The organism is Kribbella sp. NPDC026611, from assembly GCF_040638345.1.
Lineage (GTDB): Bacteria > Actinomycetota > Actinomycetes > Propionibacteriales > Kribbellaceae > Kribbella.
Map to the genome: position 1 here is coordinate 1 of NZ_JBEZYC010000004.1, position 18,790 is coordinate 18,790.

Here is an 18,790-nt window from a genome sequence, read left to right on the forward strand (position 1 = left end):
ACCCTCACGCAACACCAACGCAGCAGCAGGACGATTCGCCATGCCTCATCATCCCAACCACCAACCGTAAATCAACTAACGACGCGCGCCACTAGCTACACCGAGCTGAACGTTGCCATTGCGAATCGCACGGCGGAGCGTCCGTTCGACTTCGACCGGCCGGACGAGCGGGCAGCGATGGGGTATCTGCTGTTCCTCATTGTTGAAAGGTCGTTCGCGGAGACGGGATTGATGCTCTCGGCACTCGTGCAGTATCTCGACGCCAACGACGCCGGGCCGGGGTTCTATGCGTTGGCAGCCGACAAGGGTCTGTTGCCGAGGAAGGCGACCGCGGACCAGAGGATGGAATTCTGGCTCGGCCAGGTAAAGCGCCTGCACCGGCTGTATGCACCCTCAGCGAGCCAAGAGCTGGCCTAGCGTCAGCTGAAAGTTGTCGGTGGGCCTGCGTAGCGTGCTGGGTATGAAATACGGATTCGTGATGGCGGCCGGGGATGCTCGGGCGGCGGCTGAGTTGGCGCCGCTGGCCGAGGAGCACGGATGGGACGGGTTCTTCGTCTGGGAGTCGATCTGGGGGATCGATGCCTGGGTGATGCTGGGGGCGGCGGCGATGACGACGTCCCGGATTCGGCTGGGGACGATGCTGACGCCGTTGCCGCGCCGAAAGCCTTGGGACGTGGCGGGGCAGACGTCGACGGTGGACAACCTGAGCAACGGCCGGGTGATTCTGGCCGTCGGGCTGGGGGTGGCGGGGGAGGAGCGGTTCTGGTTGTTCGAGGAGGACCCGGGGCGGAAGGTGCGCGCCGAGCTGCTGGACGAGTCGCTCGAGATGCTTCCGTACTTGTGGCGGGACGAGTCATTCGACTTCAACGGCGTGCACTACCAGTCGAAGAAGGTCGGTGAGCTCAACCCGCCTGCACCACCGCCGCCGGTGCAGCAGCCCCGGATCCGCACCTGGGTGGTCGGCGCCTGGCCACGCCCGAAGTCGATGCGTCGGGCCGCGCTCCAGGACGGCTGGCTCCCGAACTACATCGTCCCCGCAGGCCAACAGCCCGGCGAGCTGACGCCGGCGTTGCTTGCGGACGGCGTCGCCTGGATCCGCAAGGAACGCGACTCCCACGGCCTGACCATGGACGACTACGACGTGGTCGCGGAAGGCGTCACCTCCGCCGACGACCCCAAGGCCGCCGACACAGTCCGCCCCTGGGCCGAAGCCGGCGCCACGTGGTGGATCGACGCCGATTGGTCCGCCGTCGATCCCACCGAGGCCCGCGCCAACGCCGAGCGTCGCCTCAAGGCAGGCCCACCCCGCGTCAACTGATCGTCCCGGCGCTCCCGTCGATGGTGGTGATCGTGTCGTCGGCGAGGACAGCCAGCGCGTCGGGTACGCCGAGCACCGCCGGGATCCGGTGCTCGCGCGCCACGATCGCGGCATGCGATAGCCGTCCGCCGGTCTCGGTGACGATGCCGCCGATCACCCCGAAGAGCGGCGTCCAGGCCGGATCGGTAAACCGGCAGACGAGGATGTCGCCCGCCCTGACCCGTGAGAAGTCGTCCGGCCCACGCACACACCGAGCGGGCCCGGTAGCAACGCCGGGACTGCCTGGCGTGCCTCGCAGGATCGCGCCGGCTTCCGGCCCACCCGGTGTACCTCGCAGGATCGCGGCGGCCTCGGGCCTACCCGGCCTCTCGGCGTTCAGCGGTGTGGTGATCGGGCGGGACTGGAGCAGCCACAGGTGGTTGTTCGCGAAGGCGAATTCGATGTCTTGGGGAGTGCCGAGCAACCCGACGACTGCGCGGGCCAGGTCGTGGAGTGTGCGGAGCTGGGTGTCGGTCAGGCAGAACCGGTCGCGGGACTCGGGTGGGACCTGGGTGGTTCGGGTGCGGTCTCGGCGGGTCTGTTTGGTGCCCAGCCGGCGGGTGATGCCGGACCGGGCGATGGTGAAGGCGTCGGGCGTGACCAGGCCGCTGACAACGCTCTCGCCCAGCCCCCAGGAAGCCTCGACGACGGTCGGGTCGCCGGTGAAGAGGACTCCCGCGACGTCGGCGTCGACGTGTTGCTGGACGATGACTGCCATCTGCGCGTCGGCGCCGCGGCGGTAGGCGACAGCTCGCGGGGACGAGAGCGACGCCCAGCAGTCCACGATCCGGCGAGCCAGCTCCCACTGGGGTACGGCGAGGTACGACGCGTACTGCCCGGCGCCCGACGCACCCGCGGTGTCCTCGCCCGAGGCGGACGAGCGGACGGCGTACGGTCCGTCGCCGACCTCGACCAGCGCCGCCGCGAGCGCCGCGCCGGCGCCGCCAGCCGTGCCGAGGTCTTCGCCGTACAGGCCGAACGGGATGACGATGCCCGGTGGGACCGGGAGGCCGGCGTTGAGCAGGCGACCCAGGGTCTCGGCCTTGGGACCGGTGTCGGGACCGGCAGCGACCAACGGGCGGATCATGCACATCCTTCAACTTTTCGTTGACAACTTTTTGTTGATGATCCACTGTTCAGGGATGCGACGCAACCACGATCAGGAGCAGGCGGAGCTCGAGGCGGCCGCGCGGTGGCTGCTGCTCGAGCGCGGCGCCGACCAGCTCGAGCGACGGCCGTGGCGGCCCGCGCCGGTGCCGCCGTCGGCCGTTGATCTCGTCCAGTTCGCCGTCTGGAAGGCAGGCGACGACCGCGAGGCTGTGGTGGCCGCCTTGGAGCTGATGCCGGCCGCGCGGGCCGAGATCGACGAGCTGGAGGCCGGCCTGCTCTTCACCGCCCGCAGCCTGGGGCTGACCTGGGCGGAGATGGCCCGCGCCCTCGGCCTCAACTCGCCGCAGGCCTGCCGCCAGCGCTGGGACCGGCTGGCGGCCCGGCAAGGAGACCAGCCATGAGTCGTACGTCGGACCCCGAGCTGCTCGTGCTGCACGCCGTACGCCTCCTCGGCGTTGCCGACGACCAGGCGGTCGCCAACCGCTTCGCACTCGACCTCGCGATCACGAAAGAGCTCCTGCTCGACAACCAGGCCTTCGGCTGGATCACCTGGAGCGAGTTCGCCGGTATCGGCGGCTGGTCCCTCACCGCCGCAGGCAAAGCCCAGAATGAACGCTTGCTGGCAGCCGAGCTGACTGACGCCACGGTTCACGCAGTGCATGAGGACTTCCTGCCGTTCAACGCGCGTCTCCAGGCCGCCTGCACCCGTTGGCAGCTCCGGCCCACCCAGGCCGACCCGCTCGCCTTCAACGACCACACAGATCCAGCCTGGGACGCCGAGGTCCTCGAGGAGCTCACAGAGATCGGCCAAGCACTCAAAGGCCTGGCCTGGAGACTGACGGAGGCCGCGGTGCGCTTCGACGGCTACGACCGGCGGTTCGCTAACGCGCTGGACCGAGCCCATGCCGGCGAAACCGCCTGGATCGACAGCACCTCGGTCGACTCCTGCCACCGCGTCTGGTTCGAGCTGCACGAGGACCTGGTCGCCACGCTCGGCATCACCCGAGGCGCGTGAAGCAGGTCGGTACGCTGGAGACGTGCGTTCTCGTCCGACGTTGGAGTGGGCTCCGAGCCCCGAGGTGCTGGCGTTGGAGCCGGGTGCAACCGATGTCCGCCCCATCACCGAAGCCCTGACCGCCGGGGGAGTCGTCGTACTCAGCGGGGCCGGCATCTCGACCGAGTCCGGCATCCCCGACTACCGCGGCGAGACCGGCAGCCTGCGCACCCACACCCCGATGACGTACGGCGACTTCGCCGGCAGCGAGGCCGCCCGTCAGCGCTACTGGGCGCGCAGCCACCTCGGCTGGCGCACCATCGCCCGCGCCGAACCCAACAACGGCCACCGCGCCGTCGCGGCCCTCCAGGCCCGCGGCTGCCTCAGCGGCATCATCACCCAGAACGTCGACGGCCTCCACCAGGCCGCGGGCGCTCGCGACGTGATCGAGCTGCACGGCAATCTCGACCGCGTCATCTGCCTCCGCTGCGGCACCACCTCGGCGCGCGAGGTACTCGACCGACGGCTCCGCGAAGCCAACACGGCCTTCGCCGCCGAGGCCACGAGGATCAACCCGGACGGCGATGTGGAGCTCCCCGAAGACGTCGTCCGAACCTTCAGCGTCGTCCCGTGCACCAACTGCGGCGGCGTGCTCAAGCCGGACGTCGTCTTCTTCGGCGAGAACGTCCCCAAGCCCCGCGTCGAGCGCTGCTACCGCCTCGTCGACGAAGCCAACGCCGTCCTCGTGCTCGGCTCGTCCCTGACCGTCATGTCCGGCTTCCGCTTCGTCCGGTACGCCGCCAAGTCCGGCACGCCGGTCCTGATCATCAATCAGGGCCTGACCCGCGGCGACCCGTACGCCGCCTACCGCGTGCACCGCCCACTCGGCGAAGCCCTGACGGAGGTACTCCGGAACACCACCGGGCCGAGCCACGCGTGAGGTGGCTCGGCCCGGGGTCCGGCGTACGGATTGGAAAGGGTCAGCGTTGCGCGCTGGTCCGTACCCGGTTCAGGGAGGCCTGAACGGCCTTCGAGGTGGCGGCCTGGCGGGACAGCTTCCGCGCCTGGGAAGCCCAGGCCGACTGCTCGGCAGCGGTCACGACCGCAGGTGCGCCCGTCAGTGTCTTGAAGGTCAGCGAGGCAACGCCCGCCTGACCTTCGAACCGCGGGTGGTAGTTGAGCGCCCGCAGCAGGTTGATGTCCTTGCCCTGGATCCACGCCTGCCCGTCCGGTGCGCAGGCGTCGTGCCCGGTCGACGGCGTGAAGGTGTCGACGTACGTCGCTCCGCCCGCGGCAGCCGCCCCGGCGACGGCCGCGTTCAGCTCCTGCTCGATCGAGTAGAGGTAGCTGTAGTCGCCGTCCGCGAACGGCAGGATCGACGGGCAGGTCCCGTGCTCGGGCGCGATCTTCGGGTACCCGACCAGCACGACCGTTGCCTTTGGCGACCGGGCCCTGATGCCCTGGACAACGATCGCGATCCGGATCTGGGTCTGCTTGATCTTCTCCCGCAGCGTGTCCACGCCGTTGACCGTGAAGTGCGCCTTGCAGGGCACGCCGGTCGGGTCGGACGCCCGCAGGTCCGGGCAGGTGCCGACAATGTCGCCGAACACGCCGAAGTCGTTCCCGCCGATCCCGAGCGTGACCAGGTCGGTGTCCGGCGTCAGCGCGTCGAACTGCGGCGCCGCCGTCCCGATGATCGTGCTCTGCGGCTGGGTCATGTTCGTGGTGTCCGCGCCGCCGCAGCTCACGTCGGTGAAGCGCTGCACGTGCAGCATCGCGGCGACCTGCTTCGGGTAGTTGCTGTACGAGCGGGCGCACCCGAGCGACAGCAGGTCCGGCAGCGGCACGAACGGCGCGGAGGTGTAGGAGTCGCCGAGCGCGACGTAGTTCGTGAAGCGTGGCGCGGCGTTCGCCGTACCCATCGGGATGAGCAGTGCCAGGGCTGCGCAGGCCGCAGCCAGCCGTCGTACCTTCACGGGACCTCCCCAGGGCTCACCAGTGCGCGGCCCACCTTAAGTTGGGTCACTGGGCGATTACAAGGGGTGATCGTAGACCTGCTGCACGGACTGCCTCCCGGACATGGAATCCTGCTCCTATGCGTGTCTGGCACGGTTTGGACGAGGTGGGCCCGGAGTTCGGGCCCACGGTCGTCACCATCGGCAACTTCGACGGCGTGCACCGGGGGCACCAGGAGGTGCTCGCGCACGCCAAGGCGCGGGCGGCCGGCCTGGGCGGTCTGCCGGTCGTCGCGCTCACGTTCGACCCGCACCCGATGCGGGTGCTGCGGCCCGACCACGCGCCGCTGATGCTCAGCGAGCCCGAACAGCGCGCCGAGCTGCTCGGCCGGTACGGCGCCGACGCGGTGCTGATCCTCCCGTTCACCAAGGAGGTGTCGGGCTGGTCGCCGGAGGTGTTCATCGAGCGGGTCCTGGTCACCACGCTGCACGCCAAGGCGGTCGTCGTGGGGGAGAACTTCCGCTTCGGCCACAAGGCCGCCGGACACGTCGACACGCTGGTCGACGCCGGTCAGCGGTACGGCTTCGAGGTGGAGGGCCTGAGCCTGGCCGGCGACGAGCAGCCCTGGTCCTCGACGTACGTGCGTGAGCGGCTCGCCGACGGCGATGTCGAAGGTGCCGCCGAGGCGCTCGGTCGCCCGCTGCGCGTGACCGGCGTGGTGATCGAGGGCGACAAGCGCGGCCGCGAGCTCGGCTACCCGACGGCGAACATCCCCGCCGACCCGGCCGCCGCCGTACCGCAGGACGGCGTGTACGCGGGCTGGCTGACCGTGCTCACCCCGGCCCCGGGCGCCCCGGCGTACCCGGACCCGCTGCCGGCTGCGATCAGCGTCGGCAGCAACCCCACGTTCGACGGCGTCGACCGCCGGGTGGAGTCGTACGTGCTGGACCGCGACGACCTGGAGCTGTACGGCGCCAGGATCGCCGTCGACTTCGTCCGGCGGCTGCGCGGCACCCAGATCCGCTTCGAGACCATCGACGACCTGCTGGTCCAGATGAAGGCCGATGTCGACGGCGCGCGCACGATCCTTACCGGGAATTAGGGTGACGCGTCCACGGACTGGTACCGTGGGCGCTGCCGTCTGAACGGCCGCGGATCGAGAGTGCTCGGGTGACGAAGCCCCGGTGCGCCGCGCAACGGGAATCGAGAGGAACTCCGTGCCATCTGTTGATGCTGCAACGAAGAAGAAGATCATGGGCGAGTACGCCCTGACCGAGGGTGACACCGGGTCCCCCGAGGTCCAGGTCGCGCTGCTGACCCACCGGATCAGCCACCTGACCGAGCACCTGAAGGAGCACAAGCACGACCACCACAGTCGTCGCGGCCTCCTGCTGCTGGTCGGCCAGCGCCGCCGGTTGCTGAACTACCTGGCGAAGAAGGACATCAACCGCTACCGGTCCCTGATCGAGCGGCTCGGCCTTCGCCGATGACGTCGTGAGGAGCGGCCCCCGGACGACGGGTGGCCGCTCCTCGCGTATCCACGCCCGTTAGCGTGGGAACTACAACTGAAGACAAGGTAAGACGTACGAGGCGACGCGAAGCGCGTGGCGGGAGGACGACCGGTCCTCGGTAGTGGCTTTCGGGTCCCAGCGGTACTGGATTTTCAGGCAGCTGGACCCGCGGGCCTCGATCGAAGACCGGCACCCCGGAAGCTCGCGCCTCGCAGTCGTCACACTGTGAGAGAGGGGTATCCCGTGTCGGGATCCACAAACGCGCCCATGGAGGGCGCAGAGTTCGCTGAAGCCGTGCTGGACAACGGCAGCTTCGGCACCCGCACCATCCGCTTCGAGACGGGCCGTCTGGCCCAGCAGGCCGCCGGCTCCGCCGCCGCCTACCTCGACGGCGACACGATGGTGCTCTCGGCCACCACGGCCAGCAAGAAGCCCAAGGACCAGTTCGACTTCTTCCCGTTGACGGTCGACGTCGAGGAGCGGATGTACGCCGCGGGCCGGATCCCCGGCTCGTTCTTCCGCCGCGAGGGGCGGCCCTCGGAAGAGGCCATCCTGACCTGCCGGCTGATCGACCGCCCGCTGCGGCCGTCGTTCGTGTCCGGCCTGCGCAACGAGATCCAGGTCGTCATCACGGTCCTGGCGCTGAACCCGGACAAGCTGTACGACGTGCTCGCGATCAACGCGGCCTCGATGTCGACCCAGCTGGCCGGCCTGCCGTTCTCCGGCCCGATCGGCGGCGTCCGCGTCGCGCTGATCAACGGCCAGTGGGTGGCGTTCCCGACCCACACCGACCTCGAGGACGCGGTCTTCGACATGGTGGTCGCGGGCCGGGTGACCGAGACCGGTGACGTCGCGATCATGATGGTCGAGGCCGAGTCCACCCCGGGCACCTTCGAGAAGGTCGCGAGCGGCGTCCAGGCGCCGACCGAGGAGGTCGTGGCCGAGGGCCTCGAGGCCTCCAAGGCGTTCATCAAGACCCTGGTCGAGGCGCAGGCCGACCTGGCCGCGCGGGCCGCGAAGCCGACCGGCGAGTTCCCGGTCTTCCCGGACTTCCAGGAGGACGCGTTCGCCGCGGTCGAGGCCGCCGCGAGCGAGGAGCTCGCCCAGGCGCTGACCATCGCCGGCAAGCACGAGCGCGACGACGCCACCGACGCGGTCAAGGCCGCCACTGTGGACAAGCTGGCCGCCGACTTCGAGGGCCGCGAGAAGGAGCTGTCCGCAGCCTTCCGCTCGCTGACCAAGAAGCTGGTCCGGCAGCGCGTGCTCAAGGACAAGATCCGCATCGACGGCCGTGGCCTGACCGACATCCGGCCGCTCAAGGCGCAGGTCGGCGTGCTCCCGCGGGTGCACGGCTCGGCGCTGTTCGAGCGCGGCGAGACCCAGATCATGGGTGTCACCACGCTGAACATGCTGCGGATGGAGCAGCAGCTCGACACGCTCTCCCCGGAGACGCGCAAGCGCTACATGCACAACTACAACTTCCCGCCGTACTCGACCGGTGAGACCGGCCGGGTCGGTTCGCCGAAGCGCCGCGAGATCGGTCACGGCGCGCTGGCCGAGCGGGCCCTGGTGCCGGTGCTGCCGTCGCGCGAGGACTTCCCGTACGCGTTGCGTCAGGTGTCCGAGGCGCTCGGCTCGAACGGCTCGACCTCGATGGGTTCGGTCTGCGCCTCGACGCTGTCGCTGCTGAACGCGGGTGTCCCGCTGAAGGCCCCGGTCGCCGGGATCGCGATGGGCCTGATCTCCGGTGAGGTCGACGGCCAGACGACGTACGTCGCGCTGACCGACATCCTCGGTGCCGAGGACGCGTTCGGCGACATGGACTTCAAGGTCGCCGGCACGAAGGACTTCGTCACCGCGCTGCAGCTGGACACCAAGCTGGACGGCATTCCGGCCAGCATCCTGGGTGGCGCGCTGAAGCAGGCCAAGGACGCCCGCCTGACGATCCTGGACGTGATGGCCAAGGCCATCGACGCGCCGGGTGAGATGAGCGAGTTCGCCCCGCGGGTCATCTCGGTCAAGGTCCCGGTCGACAAGATCGGCGAGGTCATCGGCCCGAAGGGCAAGATGATCAACCAGATCACCGAGGACACCGGCGCCGACATCTCGATCGAGGACGACGGCACGGTGTACATCGGCGCGACCGACGGCCCGTCGGCCGAGGCCGCCCGGGCCGCGATCAACGCGATCGCGAACCCGACGATGCCGGAGAAGGGCGAGCGCTACCTGGGCACGGTCGTGAAGACGACCAACTTCGGTGCGTTCATCAGCCTGCTGCCGGGCAAGGACGGCCTGCTGCACATCTCGAAGCTGCGTCCGCTCGCCGGTGGCAAGCGGGTCGAGGCGGTCGAGGACGTGCTCTCGGTCGGCCAGAAGCTGCAGGTCGAGATCGCCGAGATCGACGACCGCGGCAAGCTCTCGCTGATCCCGGTCATCGAGGGCGAAGAGAAGAAGGCCGAGGCCGAGTCCGCCGAGTGACCCGAGCCATCACCAGCACGTTGCTGAGCCCGGAGGCGGGCGGTCCGGTGAAACGGACCGTCCTGCCCTCCGGGCTCCGCGTGCTCTCCCAGTCTGTGCCGGGCTTCCGCTCGGTCACCTTCGGCGTCTGGGTCGGCGTCGGCTCGCGGGACGAGCCGGACCAGCTGGCCGGGGCGACGCACTTCCTCGAGCACCTGCTGTTCAAGGGCACCGAGCGCCGCGACGCGCTGGAGATCTCCGCCGCGATCGATGCGGTCGGCGGCGAGATGAACGCGTTCACCGGCAAGGAGTACACCTGCTACTACGCGCGGGTGCTCGACTCCGACCTGCCGCTCGCGGTCGACGTCATCTGCGACATGATCACCTCCGCGACGCTCACCAGCGCCGACGTGGAGAGCGAGCGGGACGTCATCGACGAAGAGATCGCGATGCACGCCGACGAGACGTCGGACCACATCCATGACCTCTTCGCCGAGCAGCTCTGGGGCAAGTCCCCGCTCGGCCGCTCCATCACCGGTACGCCGGAGTCCGTCGCCGGCCTGTCCCGCCAGCAGGTGGTCGGCTGGTACCGCCGCCGCTACAAGCCGTCGAACATCGTCGTCTCCGTGGCCGGCAACGTCGACCACACGGACGTCGTTCGCCTGGTCCGCAAGGCCTTCGAGCGGCACTGGGTGACGGCCGAGGCCGAGCCCGCTCCGGTACGTGGTTGGTCCGGCAAACCCGTTCCGACGTACGGCGGGGTCCAGGTACACCATCGGGACGTCGAGCAGGCGCATCTCGTGATGGGTATGCCCGGGCTGACCCGCAACGACGACCGCCGGTACATCGCTGGCGTCCTGCACGGCATCGTCGGCGGCGGGATGTCGTCACGGCTGTTCCAGGAGGTCCGCGAGAAGCGCGGCCTGGCGTACTCCGTCTTCACCTTCGGCTCCGCGTACGCCGATGCCGGCATGGTCGGCGTCTACGCCGGCTGCCTGCCGAAGAAGGCCCCCCAGGTCCTGGACGTGATCCGCCGCGAGCTCGAACTGATTGCCAGCGGCAACATCACCCCCGACGAGCTGCTCCGCGGCAAGGGCCAGATGCGCGGTTCGGTCGTGATGGGCCTCGAGGACACCGGCGCCAAGATGACCCGCATCGCCAAGGCAGAGCTCGTGTACGGCGAGCTGCCCACCGTCGACGAGATCCTGCACCGCATCGACGCCGTCACCCTCGACGACGTCACCCAACTGGCGACCGAGCTCTACGCCAACACCCCGGCCCTCACAGTCATGGGCCCGTTCGACGAGGACACCACCGCTTTCACGGTCTGAGCGTCTTGGCGACCTGGTCGAGGCACGACCGGAACGCCGTCACCGCCGGTGTGTCCGTCACGCCTCGCGAGGTAGCGGCATATACAGTTCGCACCGGCGTGTCCGTAGCCCGCAGCGGGACCAGCGTGATGCCCGGCCGGGTTGCCGTCGCGGCGAGCCGTGGCACGAGCGCGATGCCCAGACCGGCCGCGACGAAACCGAGCTTCGCGGTCCACTCCCGGACCGCGAAGTCGATCCGCGGCCGGAAGCCGGCCCGCGATGCCGTCTCGTGCAACGTCGCGGCGCTGTCCGGGAACCCCTCGACCCAGCTCTCCTCGGCCAGCTCGGCCAGCCGCAACGTCCGGCGGTGCGCGAGCCGGTGACCGTCCGGCAGGGCGACGAGCAGGGCGTCCTTCATCAGGTAATGCAGCTCGAGCCGGCTGGTGTCGAGCCCTTGCTGCGGATAGGCGCTCAGCACCGCGAGATCGACCTCGCCGGCGCGCAGCCGGTCGACGAGTGCGCTGGTGTTGGCCTCGACGAGCGACAGCTCGACCTGCGGATGGGTGGTCCGGAAGTCGGCGAGTGCCTGCGGGACGAGGGTGGCGTCGGCGCTCTCGAATGCGCCGATCCGGAGCCGCCCGGCATCGAGCGTCCGCAGCGCGTCGAGTGACTGCCGGGCCAGCTCGACCCGGTCCAGTACGGCCTCCGCATGCGCCAGCAGGCTCTGGCCCGCGTCCGTCAGCCGGACCCCACGCGGCAGCCGGTCGAACAGCCGTGCACCCATCTCCTTCTCCAGCGCGGTGAGCTGTCGCGAGAGCGTCGGCTGGGTGTACCCGAGCGTCTCGGCCGCCGCGGTCAGCGACCCGCGCACCGCGACCTCGCGGAAGACCTCCAGCCACTCCAGGTTCACTCGAGCTCCTATGCGTAATCCGTATGGCAGAGCACCGATCTTTTCATTAGTCGTATGTCGTCGCCAGACCTATGGTTGGCCAGGTGCCTCTCTCCTTCGGTTTGTACGGTCTCTTCCGCGACCAGGGCGTCGTACCGGAAACGCTGGTCCGGCGAGCGCGCCTCGCCGAGTCGGCCGGGTTCGAGTCGCTGTGGGTCGGTGACCATATCGCCCTGCCGGCAGACGAAGGCGGTGATCAGCCCCGTCTCGAGGTCGTTGTCGGCCTGAGCTACTTGGCTGCCGCGACGAAACGCATCCGGCTCGGGCTCGGTGTGATCGTCCTGCCGCAGCGTCAGCCCGTCCTCCTCGCCAAGCAGTTGAGCTCACTCGACGTCCTCTCCAACGGCCGTCTGACCGTCGGCCTTGGGGTCGGCTACGTCGAAGGCGAGCTCGCAGCCCTGGGTGCGACTCTCGCCGACCGTGGCGCCCGCACCGACGAGTACCTCGCTGCTATGCGAACCCTCTGGACCGAACCCGTTGCGTCCTTCAGCGGCCGCTACGTCACCTTCGACCGTGTGTCCCAACTCCCGCTGCCGGTACAGCGCCCGCACCCACCGCTCGTCATCGGCGGCCACTCCGACGCCGCCCTGCGCCGCGCCGTGGCGACCGCACAAGGCTGGTACGGCGTCTACCTCGGAGTCCCCGAGACGGCCGAGCTCCTCGCCAGGCTCCGCACCCTCGAAGCCGCTCGCCCGGCCGGTCTCGGTCCGCTGGAGATCACCATCACCCCACCCGGCCCGGTCCACGCGCAGACCGCCAAGGAGTACGCCGCGCTCGGCGTCGACCGGCTGGTCCTCCAGCCGACCACGCCGGACGGCTCCGACCTCGAGGAGGTCATCCGCTCAGCCGAGCGCGACCTGATCGGCAAGCTGTAGCCTCCGGCCGCAGTACGACGGGGGTCAGCGAGCCGGCCGTTGCGAAGATGATTGCCACTAGCAACCAACCGATCGGGCCGAGGGGAAGGGCGACCGCGGTCAGGAGGGTGGGGCCGAGGAGGTCACCGAGACCGCGACCCATGGCGTGGGCGCCTTGGTACTGCCCGACCAGGCCAGGCGGAGCGACGGCGTAGCTGGCGCCCCAGCCGCTGGCGGATTCCAGGATCTCGCCAGTGACGTGGGCCAGGGCGGCGATCACCAGGAGCGTGATCGTGACCGCGGTAGAACCCAGTGTGGTGAGCGAAAGCACCACACAGGCTAGGCAGAGCAGGACGCCGGCGCGACGACCCGCGCGGGCGGCGCCGCGGAGGGAGTCGGTCCCGCGGGTGAGCCGGATCTGGCACAGGACGACCGCCGACGTGTTGACGATCAGCAGGACCGACACCATCCAGTGCGGTACGTCGGTGCGCGTGGCGATCCACAACGGGATCGCCAGCGTGAGCATCGAGTTGTGGATGTTCAGGATGCCGTTCAGCCCCACGAACAGCACGAACGGGCGGTCCCGCAGTACGGCCCACGACTGTTTCTCGCTGGTCACGACCCGAGGCACCCGCGGAAGCCGAAACACCAGCGCGCCGGTGAGCAGCAGAAACCCGGCGGTCGTCAGCAGAGCCGCTCGATAGGCAGTCGGCGAACCGATCGCGAGAGCCACGCCGCCAAGGCCCGCGCCGCCGGCGACGCCGATGTTGGCGGCAACCCGGAACTTCGCCCGCACGGCCAACCGCTCCTCCGGCGGCACCACGCCATGAATCACCGCACCCTGCGAGCTCCGGTAGCCGAGATCCGCGATCGCCAGCCCCAGGACGGCGACGACGTACGTCGGCACGTTGGAGACGAACACCAGTCCGGCCGTCGCCACCGCCTGCATCGTGAACATCGCCGCGAACACCTCGCGCGCTCCGAGCCGGTCGGAGAGATGGCCCAACCAGATGCTCCCGGCCACCGCGACTGCCGTGGTCGCGGTCAGCGCGAGGCCGACGGATCGCAGGCTCAGCCCGACGACCTGGGTGACGTAGAGGGCGGAAACGGTGGCGGCAATCCCGGCGCCGAGGCGGCTCACGACGCCGATCAGCAGCAGGGTCAGAGGTCTCACGTGCGTCGACGCTACGGCCGTCTTGTCCCACGATCTTGGGCCAAGCACGGTCTAGAATCCTGGGCCATGCCGGATCTGCACCTGGACGTCGACCGCTCGCGCGGCGTCCGCGCCGGTCTCGAGCACGCGCTCCGCGAAGCGATCCGGGCGCTCCCTCCGGCGACTCGCCTGCCGTCCAGCAGGGCCCTGGCGGCCGAGCTCGGCGTCGCCCGCAACACCGTCGCTGAGGCTTACAGCCAGCTCGTGCAGGAGGGCTACCTGACCGGCAACAGCGGCGCCGGCACGCAGACCGCCGGGGCTACGCAGGCTCCGGCGCAGCACGTGGCTCTTGTCCGCGAACCGCGGGTCCGCTACGACTTCCGGCCCGGCCGGCCGGACGTCTCCACCTTCCCGGTCGCCGCCTGGCACGCTGCGACCCGACAGGTCCTCAACACCCGGCCGCACGAGGCTCTGCAGTACGACGACGCGCGTGGCCCGGCGTACGCGCGGGCGGTCCTCGCCAGCTACCTCCGCCGGGTCCGTGGCGTGCAGGCGGCACCGGATCAGATCATCCTGTGCACCGGCGTCCGGCAGGCCATCGGTCTGTTCACCCAGACGCTCGGGCGCCTCGGGGTGCGATCGTTCGCGTACGAGCGTCCCGGCCAGGCGGCGATCCCCGAACAGGTCAAGCGCGCCGGGCTCGAGGCCCGTCCGATCCCGGTGGACAAGCACGGCGCTGTGGTCGAGGCGCTCGGCGACGCCGGGGGAGTGCTGCTCTACCCGGCCAGCCAGTTCCCGATGGGCGTGCCGCTCGCGCCGGCCCGCCGTACCGAGGTGCTGCACTGGGCGCGGTCTACCGGTGCGTTCGTGCTGGAGGACGACTACGACGGCGAGTTCCGGTACGACCGGCAGCCGATCGGCTCGCTCCAGGGGCTGGCGCCGGACGTGGTCGCGTACGCCGGCTCGGCGAGCAAGACGCTCGCACCGGGCCTGCGCCTCGGCTGGCTCGTCGTACCGCTGCCGCTGGTCGACGCGGTGATCGACGAGAAGACCTGGAGCGACCGGCACAGCGACTCGCTCAGCCAGTTGACACTGGCCGCGCTGATCGCCTCAGGTGCGTACGACCGGTACGTCAGGTCGTCCCGGTTGCGGTACCGGCGCCGCCGCGACGACCTGATCCGCGCCCTCGGCAACTACCGGGTCAACGGGACCGCGGCCGGCCTGCAGACGGTGGTGGACCTGCCCCCGGAGCAGGACGAGCACGCCGTACTGCGGACACTCGCCGAGCACGGCGTGGAGACCTTCGGCCTGTCCCACTTCGGCGCCGGACTGCCACCCGCGCTGGTCCTCGGATACGGCGCGCAACCACAGCATGCATGGGCTCCGGCACTCTCCGCACTCGCCGCCGGGCTGCGATCTGCGCATTTGTGAGCACATGGGCGCGCCGCTCCCAGGTGACGTGTCATCTGATGACTCGGCCACCCTGCTCCGTCGAAGCCAGCTTGCCCGGGTGCTATCCGGCTAATCATCTGAGGTCTCGGGTTAAGTAACGCCTGCGTTACGCGCCGCCGCTTTGTGCCTGACAACGTTGACATGCGCAGTTTCGACCAGCGAACATGACGCATGTTCGCCCGCCTAGCGGCCCTCCCGCCGAGGAAGTTGGTTTGACCGTGCGACGTCTGACTGGGGTAGTGGGGGTGGCACTCGGCCTCGCGCTGGTGCTCGCCTCCTGTGGGGACGGCAAGAGCAGCAGCGGTGGCAGTGGCTCCGGCGGCAGCAAGAGCGAAGTGATCGCGATCGCCGCCGACCCGCTGGAGTACATCAACCCGCTGAACGAGAACGGCAGTCCGGGCATCCAGGTCGCGATGGCGGTGATCGCCCCGCTGGTGACCACGGACCCGAACAGCGGCAAGCTGCAGAACGTGATGGCCGACTCGGTCACGCCGGACAAGACCAGCCAGACCTGGACGATCAAGCTGAAGCCCGGCAACACCTTCCAGAACGGCCAGCCGCTGACTGCGAAGGACTACGTGGACAGCTGGAACCTGGCCGCCGAGGGCTCGAACGCCTGGAAGAACAACGGCTTCTTCTCCAAGGTCGAGGGGTACGACGCGCTGAACCCGCCGACCGCCGACGGCGCCACCCCGAAGCCGACCTCGGTGAAGGCGATGAGCGGGCTGAAGCAGGTCGACAACCTGACCTTCACGGTCAAGCTCAAGGTGCCGTTCTCGCAGTTCGGCCTGACCTTGCAGTACCTCGGCCTGGCGCCGCTGCCGGAGGAGGTGCGGAAGAACCCGGACGCGTACAAGCGCAAGCCGATCGGGAACGGCCCGTACAAGATGGCCGCCGCCTGGAATGCCGGCGACGACATCAAACTGGCCAAGTGGGACGGCTACAAGGGGCCGAACCCGCCCGAGGCCGACCAGATCACGTACCGGTTCATCCCGAACGCCGACACCGCCTACAACGAGTTCCTGGCCGGCAACGTGGACTTCGTGGACGTCCCGCCGACCAAAGTGAAGAGCTTCAAGAGCGACGCCCCGGACGGCTGGGTGACCAGCGTCAGCTCGGGCGCGAACTACCTGGTGATGCCGGCCTGGGACGCCCGGTTCAAGAACCCGAAGCTGCGGCACGCGTTCTCGGAGGCGATCGACCGAAAGGCCTTCGCCGACCTGGTCGGCCTGTCCGAGCCGGCCAAGGGCCTGATCGCGCCGGACATCAACGGGTACCGCGCGGACGCCTGCAAGTACTGCGACTTCGACCCGGCCAAGGCCAAGGCGCTGCTGCAGGAGGCCGGCGGCTTCTCCGGTCCGGTCAACATCAACTACAGCACCAGCTCCGCGACCGGCCAGATCTTCGCCGAGGCGATCGGCAACATGCTCCGGCAGAACCTGGGCCTGCAGGTGAAGTACACCGGCAAGCAGAGCTCGGAGATCACCGAGCTGGCCGGCAGCCGGAAGCTGGACGGGCTGCGGTTCAGCGGTTGGGGTCACGACTACCCGTCGATCGAGGACTACCTGACGCCGATGTTCAAGACCAACGGTGACGCGAACTTCTCCGGGTACAGCAACCCGGCGCTGGACGCGCTGCTGGCCAAGGGTGACGCCGAGCCGGACCAGGAGAAGGCGATCGCCATCTACCAGCAGGCCGAGGACATCGCGCTCGAGGACATGCCGCTGGTGCCGCTCTACACCAAGTCGAACGCGTACCTGCACTCGGCGAAGATCGAGCCGCGGGTGTCGAAGTACGTCGGTGTGTCAGCGCTCTGGGCCACCTTCAAGTAAGGCGCTGTCTCAGTGCTGAGGTTCATCCTTCGCCGCGTGCTGGCGGCGATCCCGATCGGCCTGATCGTCACGCTGGGGGTCTTCGCGCTCGTGTTCGCGATGCCCGGGGACCCCCTGCGCGAGCTGGCCGGTGACAAACCGATCCCGGCCGCGGTGCTGGCCGCCAAGCGCGCCCAGTTCCACCTCGACGATCCCTTCATCGTCCAGTACCTGCTGAGCATGAAGGACATCTTCACCGGCCACTTCGGGACCACGTTCGCCGGCGCGGACATCGCCGACCAGCTCCGGCTGCGGATCCCGGTGACGCTCAAGCTGGCTTCGATGAGCCTGGTGTTCCAGTGGATCTTCGGCCTCCTGTTCGGCCTGTACGCCGGTTTCCGGCGCAACGGGATGGTGGACAGGTTGTTGCTGCTGGCAACCCTGGTCGTGCTGGCCGTGCCGGGCCTGGTGCTCTACTTCACCGGGCAGTACCTGTTCGGCGTCGAGCTGAAGTGGCTGCCGGTGTCCGGTATCCGCGACGGCTGGCCGCTGGCCTACCTGCTACCGGCGCTCTGCATCGGTATCTCGGGGTTCGCCGGGCTGGCCCGGCTGACCCGGACGTCGATCGTCGACACCGCCACCGCGGACTTCGTGAAGACCGCGCGGGCCAAGGGCCTCGGCGAGCAACGGATCCTCTGGCGGCACATGCTGCCGAACGCGTTGCTGCCGGTGGTCACGCTGATGGGTGTCGATCTGGCCGGCATCTTCGCGGGCGCGGTGCTCGCGGAGAGCATCTTCAACCTGCCGGGGCTCGGCCAGTTCATGTTTCAGGCGATCAAGCTGAAGGAGGGTGGCGTGGTGGTGCTGCTGTCCACGCTGGCGTTCCTGATGTTCATCCTGATCAACCTGGTCGTCGACGTCGTCTACGGTGCGATCGATCCGAGGGTGCGCAATGTCTGAAACCCAGTCGGTCTTCGGGGCCGAGACGCAGGACCTCGAAGGCCGGACCCTGTCCAACCGCGAGCTGCTGGTCGCGCTGCTGCGCAAGCCGCAGTTCGACATCTGCCTCCTCCTGGTGCTCGTGTTCTTCGCGATGGCCGCGGTACCGCGGCTGTTCACCTCTGCGGACCCGCGGTACTGCGAGCTCGCCAAGAGCGCGCACAGCCGCGAGCCCGGACACCCGTTCGGCTTCGACATCCAGGGCTGCGACTACCTGGCGAACGTGGTGTACGGCGCTCGCCCGTCGGTGCTGGTCAGTCTGGTCGCGGGCTTCGGCGGGTTCATCGTCGCCGGCCTCCTGGGGCTGCTGGCCGGGTACTTCCCGGGCCTGGTGGACACGGTGATCTCGCGGGTCGCCGACGTCCTGTTCGCGCTGCCCGGGCTGATCGCGCTGATCGTGATCCTGAACTCGGTGCCGGACCGGAGCATCTGGATCATCGTCGCGATCATCCTGGTCACCGGCTGGCCGCAGGGGATGCGGATCATGCGGTCCACGGTGTTCTCGGTCCGCAACCGCGAGTACGTGCTGGCGGCGCGCTCGATCGGCGTACCGCCACTGCGCATCCTGCGCAAACACGTGTTCCCCAACGCGATGGCACCGCTGCTCGCGATGACGACGCTGGGCATCGGCGGCCTGATCGGTCTCGAGGCCGCCCTGACCTTCCTCGGCGTCGGCCTGCAACCCCCGTCCATCTCGTGGGGCTCCCAGTTCGGCGTGGCCGCGTCGTACCGCGACGCCCCGCACCTGTTCATCTGGCCGGCCCTGTTCATCTCCACAATGACGATCTCGTTCATGATCATCGGCGACTCCATCCGAGACGCCCTGGACCCGAAGTTGCTGCGATGACTGTGCACATTCCTCGCCTCCGGCTCGGTG

18 protein-coding genes are annotated in these 18,790 nt (G+C 69.2%); 14 read left to right on the top strand and 4 right to left on the bottom strand.

Annotation, left to right across the window (positions count from 1 at the left end; genetic code table 11):
- The coding region (locus AB0E69_RS17145) for a hypothetical protein (protein ID WP_360145980.1) at window positions 1-417 on the top strand (417 nt) is incomplete at its 5' end.
- A gap of 43 nt (window positions 418-460) precedes the next feature.
- Entirely contained in the window at window positions 461-1,318 is an 858-nt protein-coding gene (locus tag AB0E69_RS17150) for an LLM class flavin-dependent oxidoreductase (protein WP_360145982.1), read from the top strand.
- Here the strand turns inward: AB0E69_RS17150 and AB0E69_RS17155 are convergent.
- Window positions 1,311-2,444 (bottom strand): PEP/pyruvate-binding domain-containing protein, encoded by a 1,134-nt coding sequence (locus AB0E69_RS17155; RefSeq protein WP_360145985.1) that lies wholly within the window; start codon window positions 2,442-2,444, stop codon window positions 1,311-1,313. The two genes, AB0E69_RS17150 and AB0E69_RS17155, sit on opposite strands and share 8 nt — an antisense overlap.
- A gap of 55 nt (window positions 2,445-2,499) precedes the next feature.
- Here AB0E69_RS17155 and AB0E69_RS17160 point away from each other — a divergent pair, with 55 nt between their 5' ends.
- From AB0E69_RS17160 to AB0E69_RS17170, 3 genes are read left to right on the top strand one after another with little or no spacing between them, the layout of a single operon-like run.
- On the top strand, window positions 2,500-2,868 hold the full coding sequence (locus tag AB0E69_RS17160) for a hypothetical protein (protein ID WP_360145988.1): 369 nt from the start codon (window positions 2,500-2,502) through the stop codon (window positions 2,866-2,868).
- Window positions 2,865-3,482, top strand: coding sequence for a transcriptional regulator (locus AB0E69_RS17165; protein ID WP_360145991.1), 618 nt, complete (start codon window positions 2,865-2,867; stop codon window positions 3,480-3,482). Before AB0E69_RS17160 ends, AB0E69_RS17165 begins: the two co-directional genes overlap by 4 nt.
- Window positions 3,483-3,504: 22 nt before the next feature.
- Window positions 3,505-4,401: an NAD-dependent protein deacetylase gene (locus AB0E69_RS17170; RefSeq protein WP_360145994.1), complete on the top strand. Its 897-nt coding sequence runs from the start codon at window positions 3,505-3,507 to the stop codon at window positions 4,399-4,401.
- A gap of 40 nt (window positions 4,402-4,441) precedes the next feature.
- On the opposite strand, the gene AB0E69_RS17175 is transcribed toward AB0E69_RS17170, so the two are convergent.
- Entirely contained in the window at window positions 4,442-5,437 is a 996-nt protein-coding gene (locus AB0E69_RS17175; protein WP_360145997.1) for an SGNH/GDSL hydrolase family protein, read from the bottom strand.
- A 119-nt stretch (window positions 5,438-5,556) separates the two neighbouring features.
- Between AB0E69_RS17175 and AB0E69_RS17180 the strand changes: the two genes are divergently transcribed.
- The 4 genes from AB0E69_RS17180 to AB0E69_RS17195 all read left to right on the top strand — a co-directional run bounded on the left by AB0E69_RS17180 (window position 5,557) and on the right by AB0E69_RS17195 (window position 10,716).
- On the top strand, window positions 5,557-6,519 hold the full coding sequence (locus AB0E69_RS17180) for a bifunctional riboflavin kinase/FAD synthetase (protein WP_360146000.1): 963 nt from the start codon (window positions 5,557-5,559) through the stop codon (window positions 6,517-6,519).
- 115 nt (window positions 6,520-6,634) lie between these two features.
- Window positions 6,635-6,907 carry a 30S ribosomal protein S15 gene (rpsO, locus tag AB0E69_RS17185; protein ID WP_360146003.1) on the top strand — a complete coding sequence of 91 codons (273 nt, stop codon included), beginning with the start codon at window positions 6,635-6,637 and terminating at the stop codon, window positions 6,905-6,907.
- Between the two features lie 288 nt (window positions 6,908-7,195).
- Window positions 7,196-9,406, top strand: coding sequence for a polyribonucleotide nucleotidyltransferase (locus AB0E69_RS17190; protein ID WP_360146006.1), 2,211 nt, complete (start codon window positions 7,196-7,198; stop codon window positions 9,404-9,406).
- Entirely contained in the window at window positions 9,403-10,716 is a 1,314-nt protein-coding gene (locus tag AB0E69_RS17195; RefSeq protein WP_360146009.1) for a pitrilysin family protein, read from the top strand. The genes AB0E69_RS17190 and AB0E69_RS17195 overlap by 4 nt, the downstream gene beginning before the upstream one ends.
- Here the strand turns inward: AB0E69_RS17195 and AB0E69_RS17200 are convergent.
- A complete protein-coding gene (locus AB0E69_RS17200; RefSeq protein WP_360146012.1) occupies window positions 10,706-11,605 on the bottom strand; it encodes a LysR substrate-binding domain-containing protein in 900 nt (299 codons plus the stop codon). The two genes, AB0E69_RS17195 and AB0E69_RS17200, sit on opposite strands and share 11 nt — an antisense overlap.
- 83 nt (window positions 11,606-11,688) lie before the next feature.
- Between AB0E69_RS17200 and AB0E69_RS17205 the strand changes: the two genes are divergently transcribed.
- The gene (locus AB0E69_RS17205; protein ID WP_360146015.1) at window positions 11,689-12,519 is read left to right on the top strand and encodes an LLM class F420-dependent oxidoreductase; all 831 of its coding nucleotides are present in this window, start codon (window positions 11,689-11,691) and stop codon (window positions 12,517-12,519) included.
- Here the strand turns inward: AB0E69_RS17205 and AB0E69_RS17210 are convergent.
- The gene (locus AB0E69_RS17210; protein ID WP_360146018.1) at window positions 12,479-13,672 is read right to left on the bottom strand and encodes an MFS transporter; all 1,194 of its coding nucleotides are present in this window, start codon (window positions 13,670-13,672) and stop codon (window positions 12,479-12,481) included. The genes AB0E69_RS17205 and AB0E69_RS17210 overlap by 41 nt on opposite strands.
- A 66-nt stretch (window positions 13,673-13,738) precedes the next feature.
- Between AB0E69_RS17210 and AB0E69_RS17215 the strand changes: the two genes are divergently transcribed.
- From AB0E69_RS17215 to AB0E69_RS17230, 4 genes are all read left to right on the top strand, one after another.
- Window positions 13,739-15,082: a PLP-dependent aminotransferase family protein gene (locus AB0E69_RS17215; RefSeq protein WP_360146021.1), complete on the top strand. Its 1,344-nt coding sequence runs from the start codon at window positions 13,739-13,741 to the stop codon at window positions 15,080-15,082.
- Between the two features lie 239 nt (window positions 15,083-15,321).
- Complete coding sequence (locus AB0E69_RS17220; protein WP_360148486.1) at window positions 15,322-16,935, top strand: ABC transporter substrate-binding protein; 1,614 nt, start codon at window positions 15,322-15,324, stop codon at window positions 16,933-16,935.
- Window positions 16,936-16,947: 12 nt separating this feature from the next.
- Window positions 16,948-17,874, top strand: coding sequence for an ABC transporter permease (locus tag AB0E69_RS17225; RefSeq protein ID WP_360146024.1), 927 nt, complete (start codon window positions 16,948-16,950; stop codon window positions 17,872-17,874).
- Window positions 17,867-18,760 (top strand): ABC transporter permease, encoded by an 894-nt coding sequence (locus AB0E69_RS17230; protein ID WP_360146027.1) that lies wholly within the window; start codon window positions 17,867-17,869, stop codon window positions 18,758-18,760. The genes AB0E69_RS17225 and AB0E69_RS17230 overlap by 8 nt, the downstream gene beginning before the upstream one ends.
- Window positions 18,761-18,790: the final 30 nt, after the last annotated feature.